We start from the raw sequence: 26,617 nt of genomic DNA on the forward strand, positions 1-26,617 counted from the left end.
ATATCATTTCTTATCTTCTCATGTGCTTGTCTGAGTATCCGTACTCTTTTACTTCAGTATCGTTCAAGACAAAGATGAGGTTCTTCAAAGAACCCTCAGCAGCAAAATCGATGGCATTGAACACACTACTCTTTTGCGTATAGTTGGCCCGGCATACATAGATTGTAGCATCAGTAAAGCGAGTCAACGAAAAGGTATCAGCAATTCGTTCCACAGGTGCCGTATCCAAAATAATGCAATCATATTTCTCCCGCAAGTCTCTCATCAAACAATCCAGTCGATCAGACAGCAACAACTCTGAAGGATTGGGTGGAATGGGTCCGGCCGTCATTACATCAAGCCTCTCGGTTTGTTTTTGAATAAGCACGGTTTTATCGGCTTTGTCTTCCGAAGTCAAATAGGGAATCAATCCCCCTTTATTTTTAATTCCCAAATAATTAGCAATTTGCGGATTACGGAAATTCAAATCAATTAACAATGTACGCTTTCCGGTCAATGCCTGCGTATAAGCTAAATTAAGACTGACAAATGATTTTCCCTCTTCGGATCCAGCCGAAGTCACCATGAGAACTTTCTTGTCTCCCCCACCTAAAACGAGCTGTAAGTTGGAACGTAACAGGCGGAATAACTCCGACACTACCGAAGTGCTCCCGTTTTTCACAACCACATAATCGTCCGATGTATTATGACAAATTTCACCGGCAATAGGCAACTTGGTCAAACGACGTAAATCGCCTTTCGTAGCAAACTTAACCGTAAAGATGGTTTTCCCATACAGATAGACTACCGGGAGTATGAGACCGACAACAAACGCAACAAACAACAGGAGCATTGTTTGAGGGGCAACCGGCTTGTCTTTGCTATATGCCTCATTGACAATACGACACTTGGGCGAGGTTGCAGTCAAAGTCATGGCACTCTCCTCGCGCCGCTTCATCAAGAAAGTATACAACTCATTCTTAATAAGCTGATTTCGCTTAATATCCATATAGGTTCTTTCCTGCTCAGGAAATCCTCGAAGTCTTGCTTTGAAATCGGCTTCTTGTTTTTTCAAATCGTCTCGAGCAATTTCTGAGCTTTCCTTGGCTTTCGATACCGTATTCAAAATATTTCCACGCATGGCATCGATTTGAGCGGTCAACGTGCGCAAGGACAAGTTCGAATCTTTGGCAGTACGCAACAGACGCATACGTTCCAACAGCAACTTGTTATACTCATTGATGGCCTCGGCAGCTCCCTTATCGGGCAAACCGGTTGTGATAGGGACCAACGAATATTTGTTCTCGGGCTTGTTCAAGAAACTGTCAACCATCGAGATAATCGAGTATTGAGTTTCGGCTTCAAGCAACAATTTGCGATACTGGCTACTCGACTCGAGAATAATTTGTGCCTCGGTATCGATATCCGACAAATCGTTTTTACGCTTGTACTCCTCGATAACGCGCTCAGCCTCATGTAGCTCGTTTTCTACAGTAGACAAACGCTCGTCAATGAAGGTTAGCATATTTTGAGCCTTCAAATTTTTATTCAATATGGCGTCTTCATTGTAGCAATCAATGAGCGTATTCAGTATATCTTTACCCCGGCGCCGATTGGTATCTTCAATCCTCAAAGCAATACCATTGGCCTTCTTGTCTGACAAATCTATTACCAGGCGTTTCTCCAATATTTCAGTCTGGGTATCATAACTGTTCACATGAGCGACAAATCGTAATTCTTGTCCAGGTATATAGTAACGGGTCGTGTCGATAACAATCCCCTCGCCATAATCGAGTTTTATCGGGAATGACGTAGCCTCAGTCTCAACCAGTGTACTGAAAAATCCTTTTGTAATCAAGGCTTTAATTTTGGGGCTACCCTCATCGACCTGGACCTTTACGACAAAACCTCCAACCAAGGTATCAAGCATCGATTCCGGCACATTGACCGTCAACGGAGAATTTCCGTAATACTCCACTTTATCGAAAAAGCTCTTCTTGTTGGTATAGGTTTTGTTCAATTCAAGACGTTGCACCATCTCACGAATCAACGAGTGTGAGGAGATAACCAATATCTCGTCATTCACCGAGCCTCCACCAATCATGCCACTCAAAGAGAAACCGCCGCTTACATTGCCCATCAAAGAGGACAATCCGCCGCCACCTTGATCTTCATCTTCATTAACAAGAATATCCGCCGAAATGGCATATTGCGGTTTGGCTATCTTCAAATAACAAAATACTAATACGACGCAAACAAAAACCGAACCGGCAAACAGATACCAGTTCCGGCGGGCTATACGCCACAAAGCTGCTATATCTACATTATCATTCCGTCTTTCGGTAGAATAATTCTCTTCCATATGCAATACAAGGATTTTCTTATCTTATAAACAGGGCTATTGCCAACGAAGCCAATACTGAAATAGCACTCACTACGGTTCCAGCTACCGAGATACGATATGAGGCCAACTGGTTATAATCGGAGTTGTTTCGCTGGGCACGGTTGGGCATGACATATACTACGTCATTTTGTTTCAGGTAGAAATAGGGCGATTCAAACGTTGCCTTATCCGTCAAATCGAAATGATGAAACACCCGCTTGCCATTTTCTTCTCGAATAAGCAGGATATTTTTTCGCTCGCCATAAATAGTCAAATCACCAGCAGCCCCTATGGCATCGAGTATTGAGATACGCTCAGTCTGTACCGGAATCTGACCCGGACTTTTCACCTCGCCCAATACCACGACTTTAAAGTTCATAAACTGAACCAGGACAAAAGGATCTTTCAATTCGGGACGTATCTTGTCTTCGATATACTCGGCCAACTCGGTACGGGTCAATCCGGCGGCGTGAATACGGCCCACACTGGGGAAATAGATATATCCATCTTTACTTACCGTATAGACCTGCAAGTTGGGAACGGTAGTCAACTCTTTCTTGCCGGGCTCGGAATAGGATACCGCAGGTAGATTATAAGGAGCCGCAGCATCGGGCACAACCGACGAAACAGTAATCGACAGCATATCATCAGGAGCTATCTGCAATTCGTAATCACCGACATCAAGCTTCCCGCTTAACTGATCGACATCTAAATTCTCAAAATAAGTTGTCTTATTGGTCGCACACGAAGTTGCTAACAACAACAAGACAACAGCACTTAACATGTTTATTTTCATTACACTATTCTTTTCCACCCGGATAGGTCCGGCATAATTCTATTATATAACGGGATTTTACTTCATTTTATTATATAGATTTCTCTATCTTTCTCGGAGTTTTATTTCAAATTCAATATTCGATTTTGCCTCCCCGAAGCTCGTTCCATAAATTTTCACATTCCACAGACACAATAGCGGTGCAAAAATAATATTTAATCTGTTTTTCAAGTGCAGAGTTTGAAAAAGTTTTGTACGTTTGTAACACTTTTTGTTATATGCTATGAACTTGAATTTCTCGTGGAACTTTTCTGCGCCCGAGCTATACGGTATAGGAGCCTTTGCGCTTTTTTGGATAATCGAAATCATATACCAGCTCTATCTTTTTAACCGACCATTCCGTTTTTATCAAAAAAGCAACCAAAGGAAAAACCGATATACCGCTACATTACCATCGGTATCGGTTATTGTCTACGCTCAAAACGATGCCGACAACCTTATTCAGTTCATGCCCCGCATCTTGAATCAGGACTATCCTCAATTCGAGGTTATTGTGGTCAACGACGACTCAACCGACGACTCAAAAGATATACTCGCCTCACTCGAATCACAATACTCCAATCTCTACCACACCTATGTTCCCGAGGGATCGCGTAACCTGAGTCACAAAAAGTTAGCTCTTACATTGGGAGTTAAGGCGGCCCAATATGACATCGTAGTCTTTACCAATGCCAACTGCTGTCCTCCCAGTAACCAGTGGCTGTCGACCCTGACCCGCAACTTTGTCGACGGAACTGACATCGTGTTGGGTTACACAGCCATGAACCGGAAGGAAAAAGAGAGACTCTCGTTCTGGTACTGCTCCTACGACAAACTGATTTTCACCCTGCGCTATCTTTCATTTGCCCTTATCGGTCGTCCCTACATGGGCGAGAGTTCCAACCTGGCCTATCGTAAGGAGCTTTTTTTCAAAAACAAAGGTTTTTCCAAATACCTGCATCTGCATTATGGCGACGACGATCTGTTCATCAACGAAATAGCTACAAGAAAGAACACCCGGGTCGAACTGGCCGACGAGGCTCAGATGATGGCTTTCTACGACGACAACTACGAGGCATGGAAGGAGTTGAAACTACAATACGATTTCACGTCGAAATACTTGCACACGGCAGCCAAAGCGGTGTTTGGGTTTGGTAAAGTGTGCGACTATGCCTTTGACATTCTATTCCTCTTGATTGCTACATGGGGAGTGCTTCACAACTGGATTCTCCTGCTCATAGCGCTGCTGCCAGCCATAGTCCTGTTTACCGTCAAGGTGGTGATATATCGCCGAACAGCCAAGATTCTTCACTTACCCAGGCTTTTTTTTGCGCTACCCCTCTTCTCGCTGGTGCAACCGTGGGTCAATCTCTATTTCAACATTATCGGGTCGGCCTCGCGAAAGAAAAACTTTACCTGGCGGTAACCCGATTCGTTCGCCAGTACCCTCCCTCAGATATAGAAAAGGCTGTATCATTTCGGTGGTACAGCCTTTCGCTTGTTAAACTTTATAATTGTTTATGCCCCCTATTTCACGGCAATTTTCTTCTTCTCCGAAACGGTGGGGAGTTTTTTCTTGGGAATCTTCACGGTCAACACACCATTGTTCTGGCAGGCCTCGATAGCGTCGGTATCGACATTATCGGGCAAAATTAGGGTCTGCTGGAATTGCGAGTAAGAGAACTCTCGGCGTAGATAACGCCCCTTCTTGTCCTTCTCGTCGTCCTCTTGTTTACGCTCTACGGTTACCACCAGGTGGTTGTCCTTGTCGACCGTGATTTCAAAATCGTCCTTGGTAATGCCGGGAGCGGCAATCTCTACCTCATACTCCTTCTCGGTCTCTACGATGTTGATGGCCGGGGCGGCACTGTTGGTCTTGGCAATCCATTCGTTGCCGAAGAAATCGTTGAAAATGCCGGGGAGCCAGTTTTGCTGATGCTTTGTAGGTGTCATAATCTTTTACCTCCTAATAAGTTTTGTATGTTATTCGACAACGGTTTGTTCCGTTGTTCTCTCATACAACAAGGAGGTTGACCGTTTGGCTCGCATACGGCGAGTTAAAGTTGGCGAAAAAATATCCAAAAGCGTTACGGCTCGACCACAACGTCGTAGCGCAACAGTTGGTAGCTGACGGTAAAGGGACGCCCCGACGTCCTTGCCGGCGGGGAATCGACATGATAGTAATTGCGCGAACGGTCGAAACTTTCAATTTCACATTTGCGTGTAGAGCCCGGCAAGAGGTCACACTCGACTGGGCAAGTGCGGTAGTCGATCATCTGTCCGTCGGGGTCGCGATAAATGAGTTTCAAGACTACCCGCGAAAGCCGATAGGGTGTGTTGTTGCGCAGCAGGAAACTCTCGCGCGTGTCGCTCATGCGTTTGTCAAAAGCCAGCATATCAACAGCCGTCGACGAGAATGGAAGAGAATGAGGCACCGTATCGGTCACCTCTACCGACTCGCGTGCGACCGGTCGGGCCTCGTCCTCGGCCGGAGGTTCGGCTACCCGTTGCGTCGGGATACGCACCGAGGCGCTTTTGCGAGGCATGATGCCGGACGACTGGCTCCACAGCGGCAACGCCGCCCAGGCAACAAGAATCAGGAGTATTGCGTTTTTTTTCATAACCAAACTCTTTTACATATCCACACAAGCGAAACCAGCAACGTAAAGAGAAGCAAGTTGCGGGCCGTACCCCCGAGCAGCGGATTCAAGGCCACCCCCTTGCGACGCCCCATCTCCACCCAGGTCTTCACGTGTAGGAACAGATAGAGTACAACCGGAACCAAAGCCTCATAATAAGGAGCCAGCGGAAGTAACGAGGGCAGTACCAGCCCCACGGCCACAAATCCGTTCACCAGATACCACCACCGGGCAAAAGGCCGACCGAAAAGTACAACCGTCGTGTGCTTGTGGGCCGCAGCGTCCTCCTCCATGTCGCGGTAATTGTTCACCAGCAGAATATTGATTGAGAGCAGCCCCATGGCGATGGAGATGAGAAGGACCATCATATCGAAATGCAAGGCCTGCACATAGTAGGTGAAGTTGACGGCTATCAGCCCGAAGAAGAGAAACACCGTGGCATCGCCCAGCCCATGATAGGCCAGCGGATAGGGACCGGCCGTGTAGGCCAAGGCAAACAGGGCGATGACAAGCCCCACCGGTATCAGCTGCCACCCGGCAAAGAAGACAAGTCCCAACCCTACCAGACAGGCTACACCCAACACGACGAAGGTGGCCACAAGCATGGCCCGGGGCGAAATGTCGCCCGAGGCTACGGCCCTTCGAGGCCCCACCCGCTGGGCGGTATCGCTTCCCTTCACGTAATCGAAATAATCGTTGGCCAGGTTGGAGGCGATTTGCGCCAACAAGGCAAACAACAGACAAAGGAGTGCCGGAGCCCAACGGAAGGTTCCGGCATAAAAGGCATAGGCCGACGCGGCTATCACCGGACTTGCCGAGGCCGGCAAGGTGCGGGGACGAGCCGCCGAAATCCAACTCTTATTCATTCTTTTTTTCTTCTTTCGCTTCGTTCTCTTCGGTTTTATCTATTTTGAAACAGGCCCGTATCGCGCTGCGTATGCTCTCGGCCTCGGGGCGGTCGTCCCTCAATATGGAGAGGATTACCCGCAGGTACTTGTCCTTGTTGGCCAGGCCGCACAGATTGCACACGTTGCTGTTGGTCACCATCGACTTCTGGTTATAGACCTTCAACACCGACCGGTAGTCGCGGTTCTTGACAAAGGAGCGGAACTGGCTGCAAATGCTGTTGTAGAGCCCCCGCACGTCGGTATCGTCGGTCAGGTGGTCGATGTGATCTTCAAACGAGGCAATGTCGTTGAAGCGCCGGTCGATCTTGTATTCCAGATTGCGCCGTATGCGATGCCGCGTGTGCAGCAGCGCCTGCGACTCAATCTCCTGGGCGAAAAGCTGTATCACGTTGTTTTTCACAATCTCGACCACCTTGTTTTCGTTGCGCTTCATGCGACGGGCTACGGCCCTGATTACCCCTTCGAGCATCAACAGATTCTCGACCTCGGCCACCTCGGGCACATAGATGTGACGACTGCGCAGATACTCGACCTCGCGCTCGGTGCGCCGGTCGCGGTCGACGATACCCCGCGATTCGAGGTGATGTATCTCCTTCAAATCGGCAAAGGCCCGGGTCGCCTCGATCACCTTGTTGCAACCACCCAGCGGCTTCACGATATACTCGGGGAAGATATAGGGATAGAGCTTCACGTCGATACTGCCCGTGTTGGCTCCCTCGATAAAAAGCACCGGCTTGCGGCTGCCCAGGATATCGAGATACATGCCCTCGGGGAAGGAGTCGTCGTCGTGAATAAATTCGTAGTCCCACGTCAGATGCTCGGCATCGAACGAGCGCACCCAGATGCAGGTACTCTCGACCCGCGAGGCGGCGAAGTCTATGTCGTGCGTGAGATAGATAAAGGTACAATCCTTGCGCAGGCTCTCGATGGAGTCCCACAACGATTTCAAAATGGAGTGATGCAGATAAAATTCGGGGTCCTCGACCAGAATCACGGCATCGGGCATGGCATAGAGCACCCCGGCAATATAGTAAAGCACCGCCTTCTCGCCCGAACTCAGCCGCAGCGGGTTGAAGGGCTCGGAGTCTTCGCTTTGGATAAGCAACTTGCCCTCGGCCCGCAACATCTTGTTTTTGGGGAAGATGCGCTCCCACAGCCGTTGCACCCGGTCAAGACGGGTCTTGGGCAGGTCGACATGCCCACCCTTCTGCACCTCGAACTTGTAGCTGAACAGGTTGCGAAACTCCTCGCTCAACAACAGGAAGAGCAACTGGTCAAACTCGGTAGGCGTCTCTTTCGAGACGTAATGTGAACGATCGATGGCCTCTTTGTACTGCGCCTCGATCGAGCCGGGCCACACCTCGTGCGGCGGCATCAGGCACAGCGCCTTCTGCGCCGAAAGCCAAAAGGCGTGCTCCTTGATTTGACGGGCAATCTCTACACCAAAGCTACTCTTACCCGCACCATTGGCACCAATCACGGTCACGGTACGCGACGACAACTTTTCGCCAGGCGAACCGTTACTTTTCTTCGGGAGCAATATTTCCATAGTATCACTTTTTAACGTTACGGAAATCCTTTCTCAAAAATAACTATTTTCGGGAATAATCGGCACAAGATACCGAACTATTTTTCTATTTTTGAAAACTATTTGTAACCGCTAACTTATAAGATTATGTTTTCAGGAATTGTCGAAGAAGCCGCTCCCATCGTCGCCCTCACCCGCGATAACGGCAATCTGCATCTCACGCTTAAAAGTTCGTTTACCCACGAATTGAAAATAGACCAAAGCGTCGCCCACAACGGCGTGTGCCTCACCGTGGTCGACATCGACGGCGACTGCTACACCGTGACCGCCATACAAGAGACTCTCGACCGCACCAACCTGGGGGCGTTGAAGGTAGGCGACAAGGTGAATCTCGAGCGCAGCATGCTCATGAACGGCCGCCTCGACGGACACATCGTGCAAGGCCACGTAGACCAGACGGCCCGCTGCGAGCGCATTGACATGGTCGACGGCAGCCGCTACTACACCTTCGTCTACGACCTCGACCCCAAGATGGCCGCCAAAGGCTACATGACCGTTGAGAAGGGTTCGGTCACCGTCAACGGGGTGAGCCTCACCGTGTGCAACTCGCAGGACAACAGCTTCCAGGTGGCCATCATTCCCTACACCTACGAGCACACCAACTTCCACCAGATTGAGGTGGGCAGCACCGTCAACCTCGAATTCGACATCATCGGCAAATACATCAGCCGCATCATGCACTTTGAAAAAGCCTAAACTGCCATGACCGATATTTACGAACTCATCGCCCACCGCCAGAGCGACCGTCAGTACGACCCCAACCGCCCCGTCGAGCCCGAGAAGGTGGCCCGCATCGTCGAGGCCGCCCGACTGGCCCCCTCGGCCTGCAACGCCCAGCCGTGGCACTTCATCGTAGTCGACGAACCCGAATTGCGCAACCAGGTGGCCGACGCCGTGGCCAGCCGTCTGCTGGGCATGAACCACTTTACCAAACAAGCCCCCGTGCATATCCTCGTTGTCGAGGAGCGGCCCAACTTCACCGCAGGCATCGGCGGGCTCATCAAAGACAAGCAATTCCCGCTGCTCGACATCGGTATCGCTGCCGCCCACATCACCCTGGCCGCCACGGCCGAAGGGCTGGGCAGCTGCATACTCGGCTGGTTCGACGAGAAAGCCGTGCGCCGTCTGCTCCATATCCCCGACAAGAAACGTGTGCTGCTCGACATCGTGCTGGGCTACTCTACCCAACCCCTGCGCGAAAAGAAACGCAAACCGGCCAGCGAGGTGATTTCCTACAACAAGTACTAATTCCCGGTAAAAAGAAAAACGCCGCCGAGCAGGACTCCCCTCCTGCCCGGCGGCTCAATTTTATAATAAAATCTATCTTCCCATGAATAGCCCGGCCGCTAAGCATACCGGCGCCACGACAGCTATTTTATAATCTGCGTATAGGTTATGCGCGGCTGATGATTCTTGGCATACTCGACCCCTATCTCCCGAATCGCATCAATGCGTTTGCTTTCGAGAGTCATGGCGTTGTCGATGAGTTTATTCTGCATTTCGAGTTCTCGTTTTTGCTCATCTCGAATTTCCGTACCAATCTGCTCGATCAGTTTCAACGACTCTTCATGGCAGGCCGACTCGCTATCGACGGTGGCCAGGATATCGATGGCTCCCTCATAGTCCTGTGTAGAGATGGCACCCCGAGCCTGAGCTATTTTAGCCGAACAGGTAGCGTCTTGATATTTCTTGTAAATTTCAATCGCTACATCCTGCACCTCATCGCTCCCCTCCATCGACGACGGATAGGTCATAAGTAAAGCGAAGGCCTGTTCATACTGCTGCTGCGCAGCCATAGTCCGGGCACTCTTTATCATCTTCTCCTTGTTTTCACGATAATACTGCTTTATCTTGTCCTTGACATCGGTAAAAAAATAGGCATACGTATTATCGTTAGGCGAAATCTTGGAGAAGGCGTTTTTCACCGCATCGGAGATTGTGTTGCCGCTACCCTTCAAGGTTTTCGAACAACTGCCAAAACCCACATTCGTGTCGAACTGTTTTACAAAAAGGGTCATCTCTATCTCAACGATGTTTATATTCTTCAGTCCCCCCTCGACAAGCGCATTATCGATAATATTGATTTGGGGATACATGACAAAAGAGCCATACGAATCGGAAAAGATTCCATTCCGGGCAGCTACAGATTTCAGCTTGGTCTCCAATAACTTGAATGATTTGGCATTAATCTCTTCCTGCTGGTCGGGAAGTACAATTCCAATTGCAATGCTATTGTCTTGTTGCTGGGCAAAACCGATGAGAGAATACCCCAGTAATAAAAGAGACAAGATATGTGCTTTCATCGTAAAACTACATAATGGTTATATAAATCGTGGTCCCTTTGATATCTCGTTGTATCTGCAACCCAAGCGAGCGCATGAACTTGAATATCTCCAACCCGAATTTGTTGGGATTGTAATTCGACTGATTCTTGGGATCCTTAAGCGGAATACGAACCTCATCGAATATCATCTGCGTATCGGTAGTTCCCTGGATATGATAATTGTTTTTGTAGGCGTGCTCCTCCATCCACAACTCTATTTCATCGGAGAGTTGCAATCCCTGGTTCCCCACTTCGGAAGACATGGAATAGGCCGAGTTCTGATCGAAACCGAAGTTAATCATCACCGAGCGTCCATTCTCGACGATATCATTGAACTTCATCTGAATCGTATTGAGAAACTCTTCGGCACACGACTCAATGGCCTTGCTGGCCAGTTTTCCGATATCGTCGGTATAGAACTTACCGCTCTCTCCCACCTTATTGGCCAGAGAAGCTCCTGTCGAAATATCATAGGCCGAGACAATGACCTTCACCGAATTTCCCGTATTGGACAACAAGATATCCATCTCGGCCTCTACATAGATATCGGCACCCGACAGTTCTATCAGTTGAGCTTTCAAATCGCTCTGATTCTCCTCTTTAAAGACAGCGCTTTGCGAGGCAGCTTTGAGTCTCGCAGTAAAATCGACCGTGGTAAATCCCCGGCTGTCAAAGGCCTCCTTTATCTTTGCCAACGTTATGCGCTTGTTGACATCCTGCTCCAGGATAGTGCGTATATCCTCACCCGCCTTGGTATAAGGGATAACCATGATCTTAGGTTGTACCGTGACTACATCTTGTGCCCACATACCAAGGACACTCATGCAACAAAATAGCACAGATAATATACTCTTTTTCATACTCAATACTTAGAATCCAAACTTTCTTATAATCCCATTCTGCTCCAAATCGAGACGCAAAGCTCTAATATTCACCTTCACATCAACGATTATCCGTTTCTTTTTGGTAGCATCCTTCTCAAACTGGGAGATAGGGACATTCGATATTATAAAACTATGATAGCGCTCTTTATCAAACAACTCCTTAAAATAAGCTCCATGCTGCTCTTGAATAGCCTTTTCATTGACCCCGACCAGAGGATACTCTACCTGATTCGAGCCCGGAATACCCCGGAACAGAATCGTCTGTATAGCTACTTTCTCGGCATTATTCATTGCCTCTTTGCTTTTCTTTCCATACGAGAGTACGCGCAAAGAGATGGTTCCGGTCCCATCGGATACATAGGTGACTTTATCTTGTCCTCTCAATCCAAAGGCAACAGTCAACGAGAGAAGCAATAAAAAATTACGTACTATCAGTCTCATTTGATAATCATTTTACAAACGATATTCGCATTCGAAGCTAATCGGGAAGCCAGCTCTTCGCCCATTTTCGAGGGCACCTTACATTCCGAGAAAGCCTCGCCCGACAATTTAACGACCTCAATCTCACCCAAATCTACGGGATAGGGCTCTCCGTCGAGCATCTCGACATATTGCACGGCAAACCGGTCGCCCTGGTTCACACCCTGCTTCTTCCCGACATTGAGCAAAACTACCTCAACCTTATCCTTCTTCTCTTTCAGCACCTTGATAATCTTTCCCGAAACGGGGAAATTTTTCTTGAAATACTCATAAATCTCATCTTGAAGAGACTGCATGGCCTGGTTTACCGCACTCTCGGGCGAAAGCATCAGGTCGCTGGCTTTCCCTTCAAAACTAACAGCCTCGGTGCTCAACCCGGTAGCGACATCGACTACCTTCATTTGGAACGAGACGCTCCCTTTATATCCTTTGATACTGCCATTGGCATTCTTCATGGCATAAATAGGGATCTTATTGATATGCCCCGTTATCAGCTTTTCGGCAGCGACAGCAATATCCTGTTCCACAAGATTCTTACTGTCCAAGAAAGCCTCGCTCTTCTGAAGTTCCAGCTCCTCCTTGATTTTGTCGTGACTGGTGCGGTCCACTACTTGAAAACGCTTGGTATTCGTGAGCATTTCGACAACCTTCTCCGTCACCAACCCGGCATACTTGCTATCGGTCTCGCTAGTAAACTGAGCAACCCCGACAACAGGTCTGATATCTGATGATATCTGTGCATAGACACAAGTTCCACACACAAACATCATCAAGATCCAAAAACATCTTTTCATGTTTCTACTCTATAAGTTATCCGATGTTTTAGCCGTTTCTATCATCTCGGCAATTGCCTTTGTCTGCAAGGCCGACTCCTCTACAAGAATAGGATAAGCATCTTTTGTAAAAGCCAACGCCGCAGCTATCTTGGCTACTTTCATCGGATTCTTTTCTCCCTTGGAGGCCTGCACGGCGGCTTCGGCCGACTTGGCTGCACTCGTAATCGAAACGGCCTGCGCAGCAATCGTCGCACTGAGACTGGTCAACTCTTCAAGAGTAGGTTTCTTTACCGTCACATCCGTAACTCCATCTTTCGATTCCCCTATCTGCCGGTAATACAAGCCTTGCAACTGTTCGGTTGTAGCAGCCGCAGCAACAGCCGACGTATAAACACTCGTCACATAAGTATCAACCTCCGGGATATTGGTCTTTTTAGGTTCTTTCTTGCACAGTTTAACCAATTTTTCATAACGTGCTTGAGATGCCTCCATCTCTTCTTTAGTCTGAGCGTTTGCTACATTTCCCATCAACAACAAAAGAGCAGGGATAATCCAGAATAATTTTTTCATAATACAATTTAATTAAAAATTTATTATGCAAAGAAATCTAAAATCGACTATTATTCCTATGAATAGCAAGTTCCCATTCATCGACACAACTGTATCCTTTTTCTTGTCAATAGTGTCACCTCGGGCCCCTCACTCCTCTTTCAGGTGGTCAGAAAAATATTGAAAAAAATCATAATCCAATATGCGCGAGATGCGCGTAAGCAACTCCGTATCGATATACTCCTTGCGGAATATCTTGTACACATTGGCTCGGCTGCAAGACAACTTGCGGGCAAACCAGGCGACACTGCGCTCCTCGGCTTGCAATCGCTCTCGAATAAGTTCCCCTATCGGTTTCATGGCCTTCAAAAAACCCTCTTATCGTCCCTGTAAGAGGCCTATATACAACAGACAAAGCGTGGAACTGCAATATATGATATTCGGGAAGCCGGATACAACCCGAAATGAAAAAAAGAGCTAAACATCTGCAAATATAATCATTGATTTTCTGTGCTTTATGTGGTATCAGATTCGGGAACGACTTTTTAATTTGTCTTAATCCGTTGCAAGTTTCTTCGGGATATATGGGAACATTTACGGGAATTTGTTATACCTTTGCCGCATAACCGAAAAAGCAACGCAGATGAAAGTCACCGTCTATCTGAAAAAGTGTTCCCCCGAGGCCTCGAACATCTGTTTCAGGGTCAGGGATAAAAATGTGGACATAAAGGTCGTTTCCACACTTGAAGTGCAGGACAGGTATTGGGACACCGATACCCTCAGCTACAGGCGCACGACAGCCGTGCCCGCCGCCGAGCAGAAACGGCTGCCGGAACAGATTGCCGCCATCATCGAGCGGGCGGAGAAGACCTTTTCGGACAAGGCGGACAGCCGGTGGATGAGACAAGTCATAGAGGATGTGCTGTACCCTGTTCGCGCCTTCGAGCGTAACCACCCGAACCTGCTCGCCCGTGTCCACGAGTATCTGGAAAAGTTCGACGGGGCGGAAAGGACCAAGGAGCACATCATACGCTTCGAGCGCAGGATGTCGCGCTACCATGACTACCGGCGGGAGATACTGGGCGAGGCTGATTTCACCCTCTTCGTGGAGACCGTCACGCTGGAGCAGATGAACGCTTTCAGAGATTATGTCGTGAACGAGTACAGGCTGCGGCAGGAGCATTCAAACTTCTATGCACCCCGCACGCTCATCAACCACAGGCCGAGGCCGCTTTCCGGCACGACCGTCATCAACATCATGAACCTGTTCTGCACCTTCCTGCACTGGTGCAAGAAGATGAAGTATTCCGACAACGAGGTCTATGTCCTCTACGGCTGCAAGGAGCCCACCTACGGCGACCCGTTCTTCCTCACTTCGGAAGAGAGGAACATCCTCTACGATGCGGACTTGAACGACAACCCGAAACTGGCCGTCATACGGGACATCTTCGTGTTCCACTGCTATGTCGGCTGCCGAGTGGGTGACCTTTATAGGCTCACGAGGGCCAACATCAAGGACGGCTTCCTGGAATACATGCCGCAGAAGACGAAGAAATGCCAGGCGAAGACCGTCAGGGTGCCGCTGCATGAGAAGGCACTGAAGATACTGGAACGCTACGATGCCAATGCCGACAGGCTGTTCCCGTTCAAGCAGATACACACCTACAACCTCGGCATACGGGAGCTGCTGAAGCGTTGCGGCTTAGACAGGATGGTCACCATCCTCGACACGCACGGCTACAACACCGTGCAGAAGCCCCTGTACGAGGTGGCCACCAGCCATACGGCACGCAAGACCTTCGTGGGTAACCTATACCGGCAGGTGCCCGACCCAAACCTGATAGCCTCCATGTCGGGACACGTGGAGGGCAGCAGGGCGTTCAACCGCTACCGCACGATAGACGATGACATGAAGCGCAGGCTTGTGGACATGATAGATTAGACAGAAAGGCGGACATACATATGAAAGTGACCGCATTCATCCGGAAGACCGCCGCCAAGAACAACATCACCGACCAGGCTCGGGTCTATTTCCGTGTCCGGGACATCGGCGGCGTGGACATCAAGGCCGCGAGCGAGCTGTCCATCAACCCCAACCACTGGAGCCCGGAACGGCAGGGCTACAAGCCCCGCGTGGCCCTGGTGTCGGAGGAGAAGAAGATGGGCTTCGACAAGGACGTGCAGCAGATCACCCATCTCATCACAAAAGAGTACCACCGGGGAGTGGACGGCAGCTGGCTCAAGGGGCTGATAGAGGAATACCACCATCCCGGCATCAACGCCAGGGGCGGCAACAAGGCCGACGAGTACCTGCTCTCGTTCCAGATACGGAAATACATCGAGGAAACACCGCTCGCGGACGAAAGCCGGAAACACCATCTCGACAATCTCAACAAGGTGCTGCGCTACGAGCGTTTCCGCCACGAAGTGCTGCACCAGAGAGGCTTCCACCTGTGCATCGACACCGTCACGGCGGACGACATCAGGGACTTCAAGTTGTGGATGCAGGAGGAACACAAGTACGTGGACATGTACCCCGTATTCTACCGGAATGAGGTACGCCGCAACGTCGAACAGAAGCGTTCCGAGAACAGCATGTCGGGCTCCCTCTACCGCATCCGCACCGTCATCAAGTGGTGCGTCAAGCGCGGGCTGACAAGGAACAATCCCTTTGACCAGTACCAGATTGCCCGGCCGATGTACGGCGACCCGTTCTACTTGACGCTCGAGGAGCGGGACAAGGTGTACTACGCCGACCTGAGCGGCATGGGGGCAACCTATCCGGTCTACCGTGACATCTTCATGTTCCAGTGTCTGATAGGGTGCCGTGTCAGCGACCTGAACAGGCTAACCAAGGCTAACATCGTGGACGGCTTCGTGGAGTACATCCCGCAGAAGACGAAGATGGAACATGCCAACACGGTGCGCGTGCCGCTCAACCAAAAGGCACGGGAGATACTTGAACGCTACAAGGATCTGGAGAACGCCCTGCTCCCCCGGTTCTCGCACTTCGGCTACAACAAGAAGATAAAGGAGATACTCAAGTATGTGGGCATCGACCGCAAGGTCATAGTACTCGACCCCAAGACAAGGGAGGATGTGGCAAGACCCCTGTACGAGGTGGCATCTACCCATACGGCACGCAAGACCTTCATCGGCAACCTCTACAGGCAGGTCAAGGACCCGAACCTGATAGCCTCCATGTCGGGACATTCGGAGGGCAGCCGTGCCTTTGCCCGGTACCGGAAGATTGACGACGAGATGAAGAAGGAACTGGTAAACCTTCTGGACTGATAATTTCCCTGTTTTTCCCCCCTCCACAGACAATGCAATATGAATATGGACGAGCAGAAACAGACATACGAACAGTTCAAGGCGGACATCCTCCAGTGGAAGGACGCACACAGGGAGGAATACACCCGCTTCGCGAAAATGATGGCGGACGGGAACGAGGTGCAGTACCTTGCCGTATGCCGGGCCATATTCAAGCAGCTGCCCGGCATCAAAAAGGAATGGCAGATATCATGGTGTGACGACAGCACGGACAGCTTCAGGAACATAGGTCTCCATTTCAAGGAGAACGCAGTGCCGGGGCAGATCGTGGAACTTTACAGGAAACAGAGGGAAGAGGATGCGACTTCTCCTCCGTCCTCCTTCTGGGGCAGGATGAAATACATTTTCAGACAGAGTCTGAGAAAACGCTTCGTAACCCTGTCCGCCCCTCTCGTGCTGAGCTGGCTGTACTACGGCAAAAGTTTCGAGGCGATGGTTGACATGGTCAGCAGGCAGGCGGGGCACCCCAAGGCTGGGAACGCCGAAAGGATGGGCTGCTCCATTGTCGTCAAACAGATTATTGAAGTGTCCATAAAGAACGGTTTCCGAACGCAGGAGGACTGGGACAAACATTTCGCCATGAAAGACGCCATCGAGAAAGGCAGCATCGGCGAATGGGCTTTGCAGTCCTTAAAGGACGGGATGAGATGCAGTGATACCGAAGGCAGCCCGGCAGCAACGGAGTCCGTCAGCGGTACGGTGCCACAGGCGCAGCGGACGGCCGGAAAAAAGAAGATACAGGAGCGGCCGCTTGCAGATTATCTCAAGTGCGGAAACAAGGAGGAAGTCCTGCAATGCATCCGCCGTTTCGTTTCCATAAACACGAGCGCGGTCCATCAGGCACTGCCGTTCTATGTGCTGAAAGAACTGGGGCTGGTGGTCGGGATGCACGCCGCCAAGGAGTACAGTGTGGGGATGGCACTGCAGTTCCCCGACCTGCCATCGCTGAAAAGCGAGAGTGCCATACGGCAGGCGGTCGGCTTCCTGAAGACGGCAAAGCACGTAATCAAAGACGGCAGGGACCAGTCCGCCCCGCTCATCGAAAGCGACGAGAACCGGGAATTGTACCGGACACTGGTACAGGAAATCAAGGAAATCACCACTGATGATGAAACGGAAACGGCAGCCGGATAAGGCAAAATGAGCCGTTTTACATGGTCATGCAGACTTGAATTGTCATGACAATTTAAGACAAATTATTATATATCAATCCGTTTCAATTCGCATATACTTTTGCACCGTCAATCCTCTTCCCGGGGATAGGCGGTGCTTCTCTTTTACAAGCCATCGGAAGCGGGGCATCAGGGAACTTTTGAAGATGGTCATCACAAAATTCAAAACTGATATTTATGATTACCATAGAAAGTCTGGTTGAGCAGGGCGCGAACGTGAAACTGGAAGTCACGCCAGCCGACCTTAAGATGTTTGCCGAGGCCATCGTGCAGCGCACGATGGCGGCCCGGCAGGAAGAACTGAATGCGGAGATGCGGCGTGTGGCGGAAGAGACATGGCTCAACACAAGACAGGTGCGTGAGCTGCTGAACGTGTGCGAGGGGACGCTCAACCTGTGGGCGAAGCGCGGCTACCTCGTCCCCGTCAAGGTGGGCAACAAGAACATGTATGCCAGATCGGATGTCCGCCGTGTGCAGACGGGAGGCAAGTCCGAGAGTGTGACATCCTATTGCAAGAAGAAAAATGGCTGACATGACAAACACCCGACTTGAACTGTGCAACATGATCCGCATGGAGGCGGAGCATGTCAGTGATACAGGCTTCCCTCTGGATGTCTTTCCGCAGGCCGTGCAGTCCGTCATACTCGACATGGACCGGTACGAGAACTACAAGACCGAGTTCATCGCGACGGCCATGCTGTCGGCGGTATCGGCCGCATTGGGAGGCACCTACCGTATCCGCATCAAAGGCGAGTGGCAGAGCAACGCCGCCCTCTACATCATCCTCGTGGGCAGGCCGGGACTGGGCAAGACACCGCCGCTGGAGGCGGCATACCGCCCCATACGGAAGCACGACTATGCCCTGTTCAAGGCGTATGAGTCGGAATTGGAGGTATGGAAAGCCGCCGGGGAAAACGGGAAGAAGCCCGTGCTGCGGCGTACCGTCGTGTCCGACTTCACCCCCGAATCACTCCTGCTGACGCACAACAACAATCCCCGCAGCGTGGTCATTCTGGTGGACGAGATAATGGGCATGTTCAACTCCGCCAACCGCTACACCAACGGGCAACTCATAGAGCAGCTGCTCACGGCATGGAGCGGCGGGGCACTGGATGTGACAAGGGTCAGCAACACTATACCTGTGCATATTGAACAGCCGTGCATCAACATCATCGGGACCACGCAGACCAAGCGTGTGCATGAACTGCTGACGAAAGGCTTCGAGGAAAACGGCCTGCTCGACCGCATCCTGTTCGTGCTTCCCAAGTCCCGTGAAGTGCCAAAATGGACCGATTGGGATGATGGCGGGGAGGACAGGGCTTCCATGGCGGCGGCACGATGGGAACAGATACTTGGCAAGGTACTCGCCTTGGACTATGACACGGGAGAGGAAGAAAGGATGCCCCATGTGCTGTCTATGGACAGGGAGGCAAGGGAATATTTCTTCTCTTGGTGGAACAGGAAAGTGGAATGCATCAACCGGATAGAGGACGACGCCCAAGTGGAGAGTCGCGAGATGAAGCATCCGGCGCAAGTGGCACGGCTGGCCCTGCTCATGCAGGTGTTGCGGTATGCCATCGACGAGAGCCACCTGCAGTCTGTGGATACGGCATCGGTAAAAGCCGCCATCCGGCTGAACGGCTACTTCGAGGACTCGTACCGCCGCATCCGCTCATTCGTGGCGGAGGACATGTGCGAGGAACCGCCCAAGGTACTGCTGTCGCTGCTGCCGGACACGTTCGACACGAAAACGGCCATCGCTACTGGCAGGGAACAGCAGAATGTCAGCGAGCGTACGGTGATGAACTACCTCAGGGAACTGTGCAGGAGCGGGCTGCTGCGGAAGTCCAAGGCCGGGCATTACGAGAAAATCATATATGATAAATCTGGAAAATTTGAAATTAACAAGGGTTTTACACATACAATTTATTTATAATCAGCATTCTAATATTTTCCACCCTCTGATTAAGAAACAACACAGAAACAAAACAATCAATTAAAGCAAATTCAAGCCTTTTCCATTTTCATTAGGTTTCATTCCCTTCACTTGTTTGCACAAGGAGTCCATACTTTACTGTGAGCAGTTATTCTCTCTACTCCAAGAGACATTTATTGATAAACATACTTGCAGCCAAAAAAGAAAAATCCCCGATCTCTCTTCAGCCTGTGCTTCCCTTTTATTGGCAACCAAAACCGCTTTTACCGTAATAGCCATAGGCATACTGACAAGCAAATATGCCTATCTAAATATAGTTTACTTTGGTTTAGCTTATATATAGAGCTAATAAACTAAAGTAAACTGAATTCATGTAGCTTCTACTCATTCAACAGGTGCAGCCAAAAGAGAAAATGGCTGGAACCAATAAGTCATTTGGCGCAGCCATCTCCTTTTTTCCCTTTATTTGACTTTACTTTAATGAACATATATAAGACGGGAATAAAGTAAAGTTCATATTTTTTCTTTTGGATGCAATCTGTTTTTTAATATTAGCATTCTTATATTCAATATATTGCCTATTTGCAAACACATGATGCGAAGATGAGATAAATAGTTTCTTGAGCTTATTTAGGCAGATCAAAACAATGTATCATCAACAACGCTTTCATCCATATAATTTTGTAAAATCTTATATTTAACTATTTTATCTCCCTTGCGCAACACTTCTATGTCTACGATATATCCCCTTTTTTGCCAATCTACCCCATCATGTGAAGTCGTCATCTCTGTTTTAGTCAAAGAATTATCATCCTCAAATATGACATTAACTGCTTCTGGTTGTATAGATTCTATAATACCCTTATTCCCGCTATTGGATTTCTTGTCATCAAATCGAGTTTGATACCAATAAAACAACTTCTTTCTATAAATATTAGTTTGCGGTTGAGCCTCATCCATCGTCCCAATTTCTTTTATCACCTGCGGAGATAGAGTTTTTACTTGCTGTGCTTCTTCACTATCAATAACTACAACTTTTTCATTACCCGTAATTATATTTATTGTTCCATGATTATGGATAATAGGTTGTGTTATTTCTATACAATTCCTGATACTTTGCTCATTTGGTTTTTGTAGAGAAACATTTGTTCCTACTATATAATCTTTTACTCTTTTTAGATGAGAGCAAAAATCTAAAATTGTGTTTGAATTCTCAAGAGCAGCGAATAATGATGGGATTAATACAGATATAAATTCTACTTCATAACTTCCCTTGCGCACCTCACATATCTGCAATTCTTTCTGATTACATGAATAGCGTTTATATTCATTGTTTATTGCAATGAGTGCTCTCGAAAAATCCTCAACGGATAATGGGCTATCCGTATCAACCTTATAAGTGAATCTTTGTTCTGCCATATAATTTATTCATTTTTTATAGACATTATATCCCAAAATCGATTGAAAAACGCAGTCAGTTTCTCAATGACGGTTTCGCGTTTCTTTGTTCGGTCACCCGTAGGGGTGAAACGGGATACAGGCGGCAGAACCTTTGTTATCGCTGTCCCTGTCGTCTGTACAAACCCGTCGCGGAAGGCGTTATCCATGAACTTGTAAGCCTCGTCACGGTTCAGGTTCTCATCAACAATAATCCGATCCAACTCGGCACGACGCTGCTCTTCAACATAAGCCAGCCAGTCCTCATCCACCTCTGATTCCGGCGTCAGAGATTCGATAAACCGTTCTATCAGCTCCTTTTTGTTGCGCAGGTCAACACTTGAGTCGATTGCCCTACGAATCATTACAATAATCTCCTTATCCTGCAAGTGCTCTTCGTGGTACTTGCGAATCAACGACAGAATATAGTCGATGTTGACCTCTACCTGCTTGATTAGTTCCATCTCGAAAACCAAATCCTCGTTGATTTGCTCTGCTTCATGCTTCTGAGGTCGGAACTCATTGTACAAGTCAATGTATGCACTGTGATAATCCTGCACATCGCGTTCGGTCAATATTTCACGTACGGCAAAAGCATCGAATGTCGAGAGGATATTCCGCAGTTTCAGAATCGCCCCATATAATCGTACGAAACTCTTTTTGTTCTGTTCTCCGACAATCTGCTCTCCGGCTGGATACTTCATCTGCAGTTCGCTGACTAAATCCGCATAACCGCGAACTTCCTTATCATTCTGCGTGTAACCGTTATAATATTCATCGAAGGTTTTGAACAACACGATGCCCGCAGCCTCCTTATCTCCAAATAGTGCAATACTCTCGTTGGTCGCCTTTTCGAGATTGCGGAAACATACAATATTGCCAAAGGTCTTGATCGAGTTCAGAATACGGTTTGTTCGCGAATAGGCCTGCAACAGCCCGTGCATCCGCAGATTCTTGTCGACCCACAACGTATTGAGTGTCGTTGCATCAAAACCCGTCAGGAACATATTGACGACAATCAGCAAATCCAGCTCCCGATTCTTCATCCGCAGGGATACGTCCTTATAGTAATTCTGGAACTTATCGCTCGACGTATCGTATGAGGTGGCAAACATCGCATTGTAATCCTCGATGGCGCTTTCGAGAAAATCGCGGGAACTCTGATCCAAGCCACTCGTATCTTCGGGATTCTCATCCATGATAAAATCGTCCGAATCCTCATTGACGCCAAAACTGTATATCGTCGCTACTTTCAGCCGCCGGTCACTCGGCAGCTCCGCCATCTGACGTTTGAACTCGGCATAGTACATCTTGGCCGTATCAATGGAAGAGACAGCGAAAATCGAATTGAAGCCCGTCAGACGTGTTCGTTGTTTTACCTCTTCGACCTTATTGCGACGACCGGCTGAAGCCACCTCGCCGATATTTGTCACGGCATGGAATTCATAAGATTTCGCCGTGCGCTTCGTCTTTTGATTGAAATGTTGGAGAATGTAGGCAACGATATTGGCAATGCGCCGTTTGTCGGCCAATGCCTCTTCACGGGCAATGTCCCAGACCATCGAATTCTCAATCTCCTCTTTCTCCTTGACGGTACGGACGTACTCGATGCGGAACGGTAATACGTTCTTGTCGTTGATGGCATTGACAATCGTGTAGGTGTGCAACTGGTCTCCAAAAACCTGCGCCGTTGTCCGCAAATCGGGCTTTCCTCCGCTTACGGCATTTTTGGCGAATATCGGCGTGCCCGTGAACCCGAACAGGAAATAGCGTTTGAATTTTCGGATGATGGCCGTATGCATATCGCCGAACTGCGAACGGTGACACTCATCGAAAATGATGACGATTTTTTGCTGGAAGACCGGATGTTCCGCATGACGACCGATAAAGACCGAAAGTTTCTGAATAGTCGTGATGATGATCTTCGCCGCCGGGTCTTCCAACTGACGTTTCAGAATCGCCGTACTCGTATTGCTGTTGGCTGCCCCTCGCTCAAACTTGTCATACTCGCGCATCGTCTGATAGTCGAGGTCCTTGCGGTCGACCACAAACAGCACCTTGTTGATGTAAAGCAGTTTGCTCGCCAACTGTGCCGTTTTGAACGAAGTTAGGGTTTTGCCACTGCCCGTCGTATGCCAAACATACCCGCCGCCTTCTACCGTACCGTAGCGTTTATAACTGTTGGCCACGTTGATTTTATTCAAGATACGTTCCGTCGCTACAACCTGATAGGGACGCATGACGAGCAGCATCCGGTCGGAGGTAAATACGCAGTACCGGGTCAGCAGATTGAGCAACGTATGTTTGGCAAAGAACGTGCGGCCAAACCCCATCAGGTCGGTAATCGGCCGGTTGTTGGCATCTGCCCACCACGAGGTGAACTCAAAACTGTTGCTCGTTTGCCGACTTTTGGAGCGGTTTCCGCCGGAGGCGGCCTCCTTGATATGGCTTTGGCGCGTGGTATTGCTGTAATACTTGGTGTAGGTTCCGTTCGATATGACGAATATCTGGACATACTCGAACAATCCGCTGCCGGCCCAGAAACTCTCCCGCTGGTAGCGGTCGATCTGGTTGAAAGCCTCCTTGATATCGACTCCTCGACGTTTCAGTTCGATGTGCACCAACGGCAGGCCGTTCACCAATATGGTAACATCGTAACGATTGGAGCGCATTCCGCCATCGACTTCGTATTGGTTGATGACCTGGAGCGAATTGTTGTGGATATTGACCTTGTCGAGCAGGTAGATATTCTTGACTGTTCCGTCGTCGCGCGTCAGCAACTGCACATGGTCTTCCTGAATAATGGCGGTCTTCTCTACAATTCCACTGTTCTTGTTGGCAAGACAACCCGTAAAGAAACGCGACCACTCGGCATCCGTAAACGTATAGTGATTGAATTTCTCCAACTGACGGCGCAGGTTGGCAATCAACTCCGTTTCGGTATGAATCGGCAGATAATCGTATGCCTGTTCGGTCAGCAGTTTGATAAATGCCCGTTCGAGATCGGCCTCCGACTGGTACTCTTTTTCCGTGCGGTATTCTGCCCGGTAGTCACTGACGACTGTACTTTCGGGATTTTCAGCAACAAGGTTGTATTTTTGCATCTTCTTTGCGCTTAAAAGTCAGTAGTTTGTCTCTGTAATACTCATATTGCTGCCGGCGGGCGGCAATCTCGGCGGGCAGTCCTTCCGAAATATCATTTACCAACGCCTCGAATTTATCGAGGATGGCAACGATACGTTGCTGCTCTTTCATCGGCGGGATGGGGATTACAACCTCCCCAAACCGTTTTTTTGATACATTGAAACGAGTAACACCGCTGGCCGTCTTTATTATTTGTTTTCGTATCTCTTCACTGCGAAATAAGAATTTCATAAAATCGGGCAATAGCAATGCTCTATCGTTCATACGAAATCCGAAACAAAAACTATTGAGATATAAATCCCCATCCGGACGTGTAGTCATTACGGAAGACATCCCGCAATCATCAGGTGTTTCCGATGAACCAGTAAATACAACATCTCCATACTCGACTTTATTTTGTTTCTCTCCTTCTGCAATCTGAACCATATCATTCATGTTGACATCTATCGCAATATTGGAGTATACGTTCATATAAGTGATAAACTTGGCATTTCCTACTATAAAATCGCGTTTGCTCTTTCCGGTGAGACCTCCATAGAATGTGCCTATATCGCTTAATTTACACCATTTTACATCTTTAGAATACCCCCCCCGAATTTGCTGAAATTCAACAACTTATTGCGATAGTATTCATACTGCTTCCGACGTGCCTCCAGTTCCGCCTCCAGTTCCGCCTCCAGTTCCGTAAACTTATCGAGAATATTTACGATTTCGTTCTGAATCGCAAGAGGCGGAACAGGAACAACGTAGTTTGCTATCATTTTTAAGTTTAAACCTCCACGGGTTCCATCTCCGGAAGAGATTTGGCGTAGGTCTTGATACCTTGAACGCAAAAAATGATAAAGGAAATCACTATTTAACGAATCATTCGTTACTATAGAACATAATGATTGATTTGTGCATAGCTCTATCCGAGTAATAGCCACAGTTCCTCGCGTCTTCCCTTGTCCAGCAAGTGCAATAACAACAGTATTAGGAGGTACAAGTTTGGTACTGGTTTTATCATACCCTAACTGGGTTATCTTTTTTTCAGTAGCAAAAATCTCCCCATAATTCACCTCGCCAGAACTCATCCAAGGTATTGTCCCATTATCCCAGTATTCACGAACAGTTGTTTTAGGGGTTGCCCCTGCATAACATTCTGCAACCTCACCAATACGTTTGAATTCAATTCCTTCCGAGCATAACTCCCGGATCATCTCCTCGATACGGTTCATTGCTCACCTCCTTTCTCCTTGTCGGCTGCACGCTCCTCCAGTTGCACGAAGCGGTCGAAATCGCTCGTATAGAGACGATCCTGAACAATGCGATATTTCTCCCATTCGCTCTCGGCATGGGCTTTGGCCAGTTCCGCCGAGATGCGGCCGGCATTGGCAAGCACCTCCCGATCCATCAGCGACAAAAAGCCGTTCAACCGTTTCTCCCAGTCCTCCATCGTCATGGGGATATGGCGCATGGCTTGTATCTCCGCCAGATCAAGGTAGGCCGAAACGATACGGCCAAGCGTCTGCAACTCCTCCTCCGTAAGGTAGTTTTTGGCAACCGTCACGTCGTATTTGTGAATTTTGCCCGTCGGCGCACCCTCCCAGGTCGTCAGTCCCATGTGCTCCTTGTCGGCATCGGCACGCTGATAGATTAACTCCGCCGCCGTGTGTCCATGTACGCTGTAATGCATCTTGTTCTGCACTGCAGCGAAAAAGCGCTGGGTGGCCTTTGCCGTCGGATCGTAATCGACGGCCGTAGCGTAAATGTCCGTAATCTTCTGGTAAAAACGACGTTCCGACAAACGAATCTCACGGATGCGCTCCAACTGCTTCTCGAAATAGTCTTTCGTAAGCACCGTACCGCCCCGTTTCAGCCGCTCGTCGTCCATCACCCATCCCTGTATGGTGTAGTCCTTGACAACCGCATTCGCCCACTTGCGGAACTGTACGGCACGCTCGTTATTGACCTTGAAGCCCACGGAGATAATCATCTGGAGACTATAATGTTTCACTTCGCGGCAGACCTCACGGCTGCCTTCGGTTTGAACTATCCGGAAATTCCGGACAGTTGCCGACTCGGACAATTCATTGTCGTCGTAAATCTTCCGGATATGCTCGTTGATGGTACGTACATCCACCCCATACAGCGCCGCCATCATGCGTTGGGTCAACCAAATGTTTTCATCCTCATACCGGAGTTCCACGCGGGAGGGATTTTCACCCGTAGCTGCTACGAAAGTCAGGTATTCGGCGGCCGAACTGCGGATCGTTATCTCTTTATTGCTCAT

25 protein-coding genes are annotated in these 26,617 nt (G+C 49.0%); 8 read left to right on the forward strand and 17 right to left on the reverse strand.

The window, feature by feature from the left end:
- Positions 1–10: 10 nt before the first annotated feature.
- Together BARVI_RS03475 and BARVI_RS03480 are read right to left on the reverse strand one after the other, a co-directional pair.
- The gene (locus tag BARVI_RS03475) at positions 11–2,341 is read right to left on the reverse strand and encodes a polysaccharide biosynthesis tyrosine autokinase (RefSeq protein WP_025277893.1); all 2,331 of its coding nucleotides are present in this window, start codon (positions 2,339–2,341) and stop codon (positions 11–13) included.
- A gap of 19 nt (positions 2,342–2,360) precedes the next feature.
- Complete coding sequence (locus tag BARVI_RS03480; RefSeq protein WP_025277894.1) at positions 2,361–3,158, reverse strand: polysaccharide biosynthesis/export family protein; 798 nt, start codon at positions 3,156–3,158, stop codon at positions 2,361–2,363.
- A 262-nt stretch (positions 3,159–3,420) separates the two neighbouring features.
- On the opposite strand from BARVI_RS03480, the gene BARVI_RS03485 reads away from it, so the two are divergent.
- Positions 3,421–4,602, forward strand: coding sequence for a glycosyltransferase (locus BARVI_RS03485; RefSeq protein WP_025277895.1), 1,182 nt, complete (start codon positions 3,421–3,423; stop codon positions 4,600–4,602).
- 101 nt (positions 4,603–4,703) lie between these two features.
- Here the strand turns inward: BARVI_RS03485 and BARVI_RS03490 are convergent, their stop codons facing one another.
- The 4 genes from BARVI_RS03490 to BARVI_RS03505 form a co-directional block, all read right to left on the reverse strand.
- Positions 4,704–5,129, reverse strand: coding sequence for an Hsp20/alpha crystallin family protein (locus BARVI_RS03490; protein ID WP_025277896.1), 426 nt, complete (start codon positions 5,127–5,129; stop codon positions 4,704–4,706).
- 134 nt (positions 5,130–5,263) lie between these two features.
- Positions 5,264–5,797, reverse strand: a complete 534-nt coding sequence (locus tag BARVI_RS03495; protein WP_025277897.1) for a hypothetical protein — start codon at positions 5,795–5,797, stop codon at positions 5,264–5,266.
- On the reverse strand, positions 5,794–6,681 hold the full coding sequence (locus BARVI_RS03500; RefSeq protein WP_025277898.1) for a 1,4-dihydroxy-2-naphthoate polyprenyltransferase: 888 nt from the start codon (positions 6,679–6,681) through the stop codon (positions 5,794–5,796). Before BARVI_RS03500 ends, BARVI_RS03495 begins: the two co-directional genes overlap by 4 nt.
- Positions 6,674–8,272 (reverse strand): DUF4435 domain-containing protein, encoded by a 1,599-nt coding sequence (locus BARVI_RS03505; protein WP_025277899.1) that lies wholly within the window; start codon positions 8,270–8,272, stop codon positions 6,674–6,676. Before BARVI_RS03505 ends, BARVI_RS03500 begins: the two co-directional genes overlap by 8 nt.
- Before the next feature lie 126 nt (positions 8,273–8,398).
- On the opposite strand from BARVI_RS03505, the gene BARVI_RS03510 reads away from it, so the two are divergent.
- On the forward strand, positions 8,399–9,007 hold the full coding sequence (locus BARVI_RS03510; RefSeq protein ID WP_025277900.1) for a riboflavin synthase: 609 nt from the start codon (positions 8,399–8,401) through the stop codon (positions 9,005–9,007).
- A gap of 6 nt (positions 9,008–9,013) precedes the next feature.
- Positions 9,014–9,559: a nitroreductase family protein gene (locus BARVI_RS03515; RefSeq protein WP_025277901.1), complete on the forward strand. Its 546-nt coding sequence runs from the start codon at positions 9,014–9,016 to the stop codon at positions 9,557–9,559.
- A gap of 122 nt (positions 9,560–9,681) precedes the next feature.
- On the opposite strand, the gene BARVI_RS03520 is transcribed toward BARVI_RS03515, so the two are convergent.
- From BARVI_RS03520 to BARVI_RS03545, 6 genes are all read right to left on the reverse strand, one after another.
- Positions 9,682–10,614 carry a hypothetical protein gene (locus BARVI_RS03520; RefSeq protein WP_157232519.1) on the reverse strand — a complete coding sequence of 311 codons (933 nt, stop codon included), beginning with the start codon at positions 10,612–10,614 and terminating at the stop codon, positions 9,682–9,684.
- A gap of 7 nt (positions 10,615–10,621) precedes the next feature.
- On the reverse strand, positions 10,622–11,443 hold the full coding sequence (locus BARVI_RS03525) for a DUF6175 family protein (protein ID WP_232214001.1): 822 nt from the start codon (positions 11,441–11,443) through the stop codon (positions 10,622–10,624).
- A gap of 60 nt (positions 11,444–11,503) precedes the next feature.
- Positions 11,504–11,959 (reverse strand): hypothetical protein, encoded by a 456-nt coding sequence (locus BARVI_RS03530; RefSeq protein WP_025277904.1) that lies wholly within the window; start codon positions 11,957–11,959, stop codon positions 11,504–11,506.
- A complete protein-coding gene (locus BARVI_RS03535) occupies positions 11,956–12,792 on the reverse strand; it encodes a CsgG/HfaB family protein (protein WP_038534256.1) in 837 nt (278 codons plus the stop codon). The genes BARVI_RS03530 and BARVI_RS03535 overlap by 4 nt, the downstream gene beginning before the upstream one ends.
- A gap of 9 nt (positions 12,793–12,801) precedes the next feature.
- Positions 12,802–13,344: a hypothetical protein gene (locus BARVI_RS03540; protein ID WP_025277906.1), complete on the reverse strand. Its 543-nt coding sequence runs from the start codon at positions 13,342–13,344 to the stop codon at positions 12,802–12,804.
- Positions 13,345–13,473: 129 nt separating this feature from the next.
- Positions 13,474–13,683, reverse strand: coding sequence for a hypothetical protein (locus BARVI_RS03545; RefSeq protein ID WP_025277907.1), 210 nt, complete (start codon positions 13,681–13,683; stop codon positions 13,474–13,476).
- Between the two features lie 283 nt (positions 13,684–13,966).
- On the opposite strand from BARVI_RS03545, the gene BARVI_RS03550 reads away from it, so the two are divergent.
- The 5 genes from BARVI_RS03550 (at position 13,967) to BARVI_RS03570 (ending at position 19,764) form a co-directional block, all read left to right on the forward strand.
- Positions 13,967–15,265: a site-specific integrase gene (locus BARVI_RS03550; RefSeq protein ID WP_025277908.1), complete on the forward strand. Its 1,299-nt coding sequence runs from the start codon at positions 13,967–13,969 to the stop codon at positions 15,263–15,265.
- 20 nt (positions 15,266–15,285) lie between these two features.
- Positions 15,286–16,617 (forward strand): site-specific integrase, encoded by a 1,332-nt coding sequence (locus BARVI_RS03555; protein WP_025277657.1) that lies wholly within the window; start codon positions 15,286–15,288, stop codon positions 16,615–16,617.
- Positions 16,618–16,656: 39 nt separating this feature from the next.
- Positions 16,657–17,790 (forward strand): DUF6043 family protein, encoded by a 1,134-nt coding sequence (locus BARVI_RS03560; RefSeq protein ID WP_025277658.1) that lies wholly within the window; start codon positions 16,657–16,659, stop codon positions 17,788–17,790.
- A gap of 215 nt (positions 17,791–18,005) precedes the next feature.
- Complete coding sequence (locus BARVI_RS03565) at positions 18,006–18,359, forward strand: helix-turn-helix domain-containing protein (protein ID WP_025277659.1); 354 nt, start codon at positions 18,006–18,008, stop codon at positions 18,357–18,359.
- On the forward strand, positions 18,352–19,764 hold the full coding sequence (locus BARVI_RS03570; RefSeq protein ID WP_025277909.1) for a DUF3987 domain-containing protein: 1,413 nt from the start codon (positions 18,352–18,354) through the stop codon (positions 19,762–19,764). The genes BARVI_RS03565 and BARVI_RS03570 overlap by 8 nt, the downstream gene beginning before the upstream one ends.
- A 639-nt stretch (positions 19,765–20,403) precedes the next feature.
- Here BARVI_RS03570 and BARVI_RS03575 read toward each other — a convergent pair.
- Genes BARVI_RS03575 through BARVI_RS03595 form a run of 5 tightly spaced genes read right to left on the reverse strand, consistent with a single transcriptional unit; the run spans position 20,404 to position 26,617 of the window.
- On the reverse strand, positions 20,404–21,183 hold the full coding sequence (locus BARVI_RS03575; protein ID WP_025277910.1) for a hypothetical protein: 780 nt from the start codon (positions 21,181–21,183) through the stop codon (positions 20,404–20,406).
- A gap of 5 nt (positions 21,184–21,188) precedes the next feature.
- Positions 21,189–24,305: a type I restriction endonuclease subunit R gene (locus BARVI_RS03580; protein ID WP_025277911.1), complete on the reverse strand. Its 3,117-nt coding sequence runs from the start codon at positions 24,303–24,305 to the stop codon at positions 21,189–21,191.
- Entirely contained in the window at positions 24,280–24,942 is a 663-nt protein-coding gene (locus BARVI_RS03585; protein WP_038534257.1) for a restriction endonuclease subunit S, read from the reverse strand. Before BARVI_RS03585 ends, BARVI_RS03580 begins: the two co-directional genes overlap by 26 nt.
- On the reverse strand, positions 24,915–25,562 hold the full coding sequence (locus BARVI_RS03590; protein WP_051401076.1) for a restriction endonuclease subunit S: 648 nt from the start codon (positions 25,560–25,562) through the stop codon (positions 24,915–24,917). Before BARVI_RS03590 ends, BARVI_RS03585 begins: the two co-directional genes overlap by 28 nt.
- On the reverse strand, positions 25,559–26,617 hold the full coding sequence (locus BARVI_RS03595) for a virulence RhuM family protein (RefSeq protein ID WP_025277913.1): 1,059 nt from the start codon (positions 26,615–26,617) through the stop codon (positions 25,559–25,561). Before BARVI_RS03595 ends, BARVI_RS03590 begins: the two co-directional genes overlap by 4 nt.

Source organism: Barnesiella viscericola DSM 18177, assembly GCF_000512915.1.
Classification (GTDB): Bacteria; Bacteroidota; Bacteroidia; order Bacteroidales; family Barnesiellaceae; genus Barnesiella; species Barnesiella viscericola.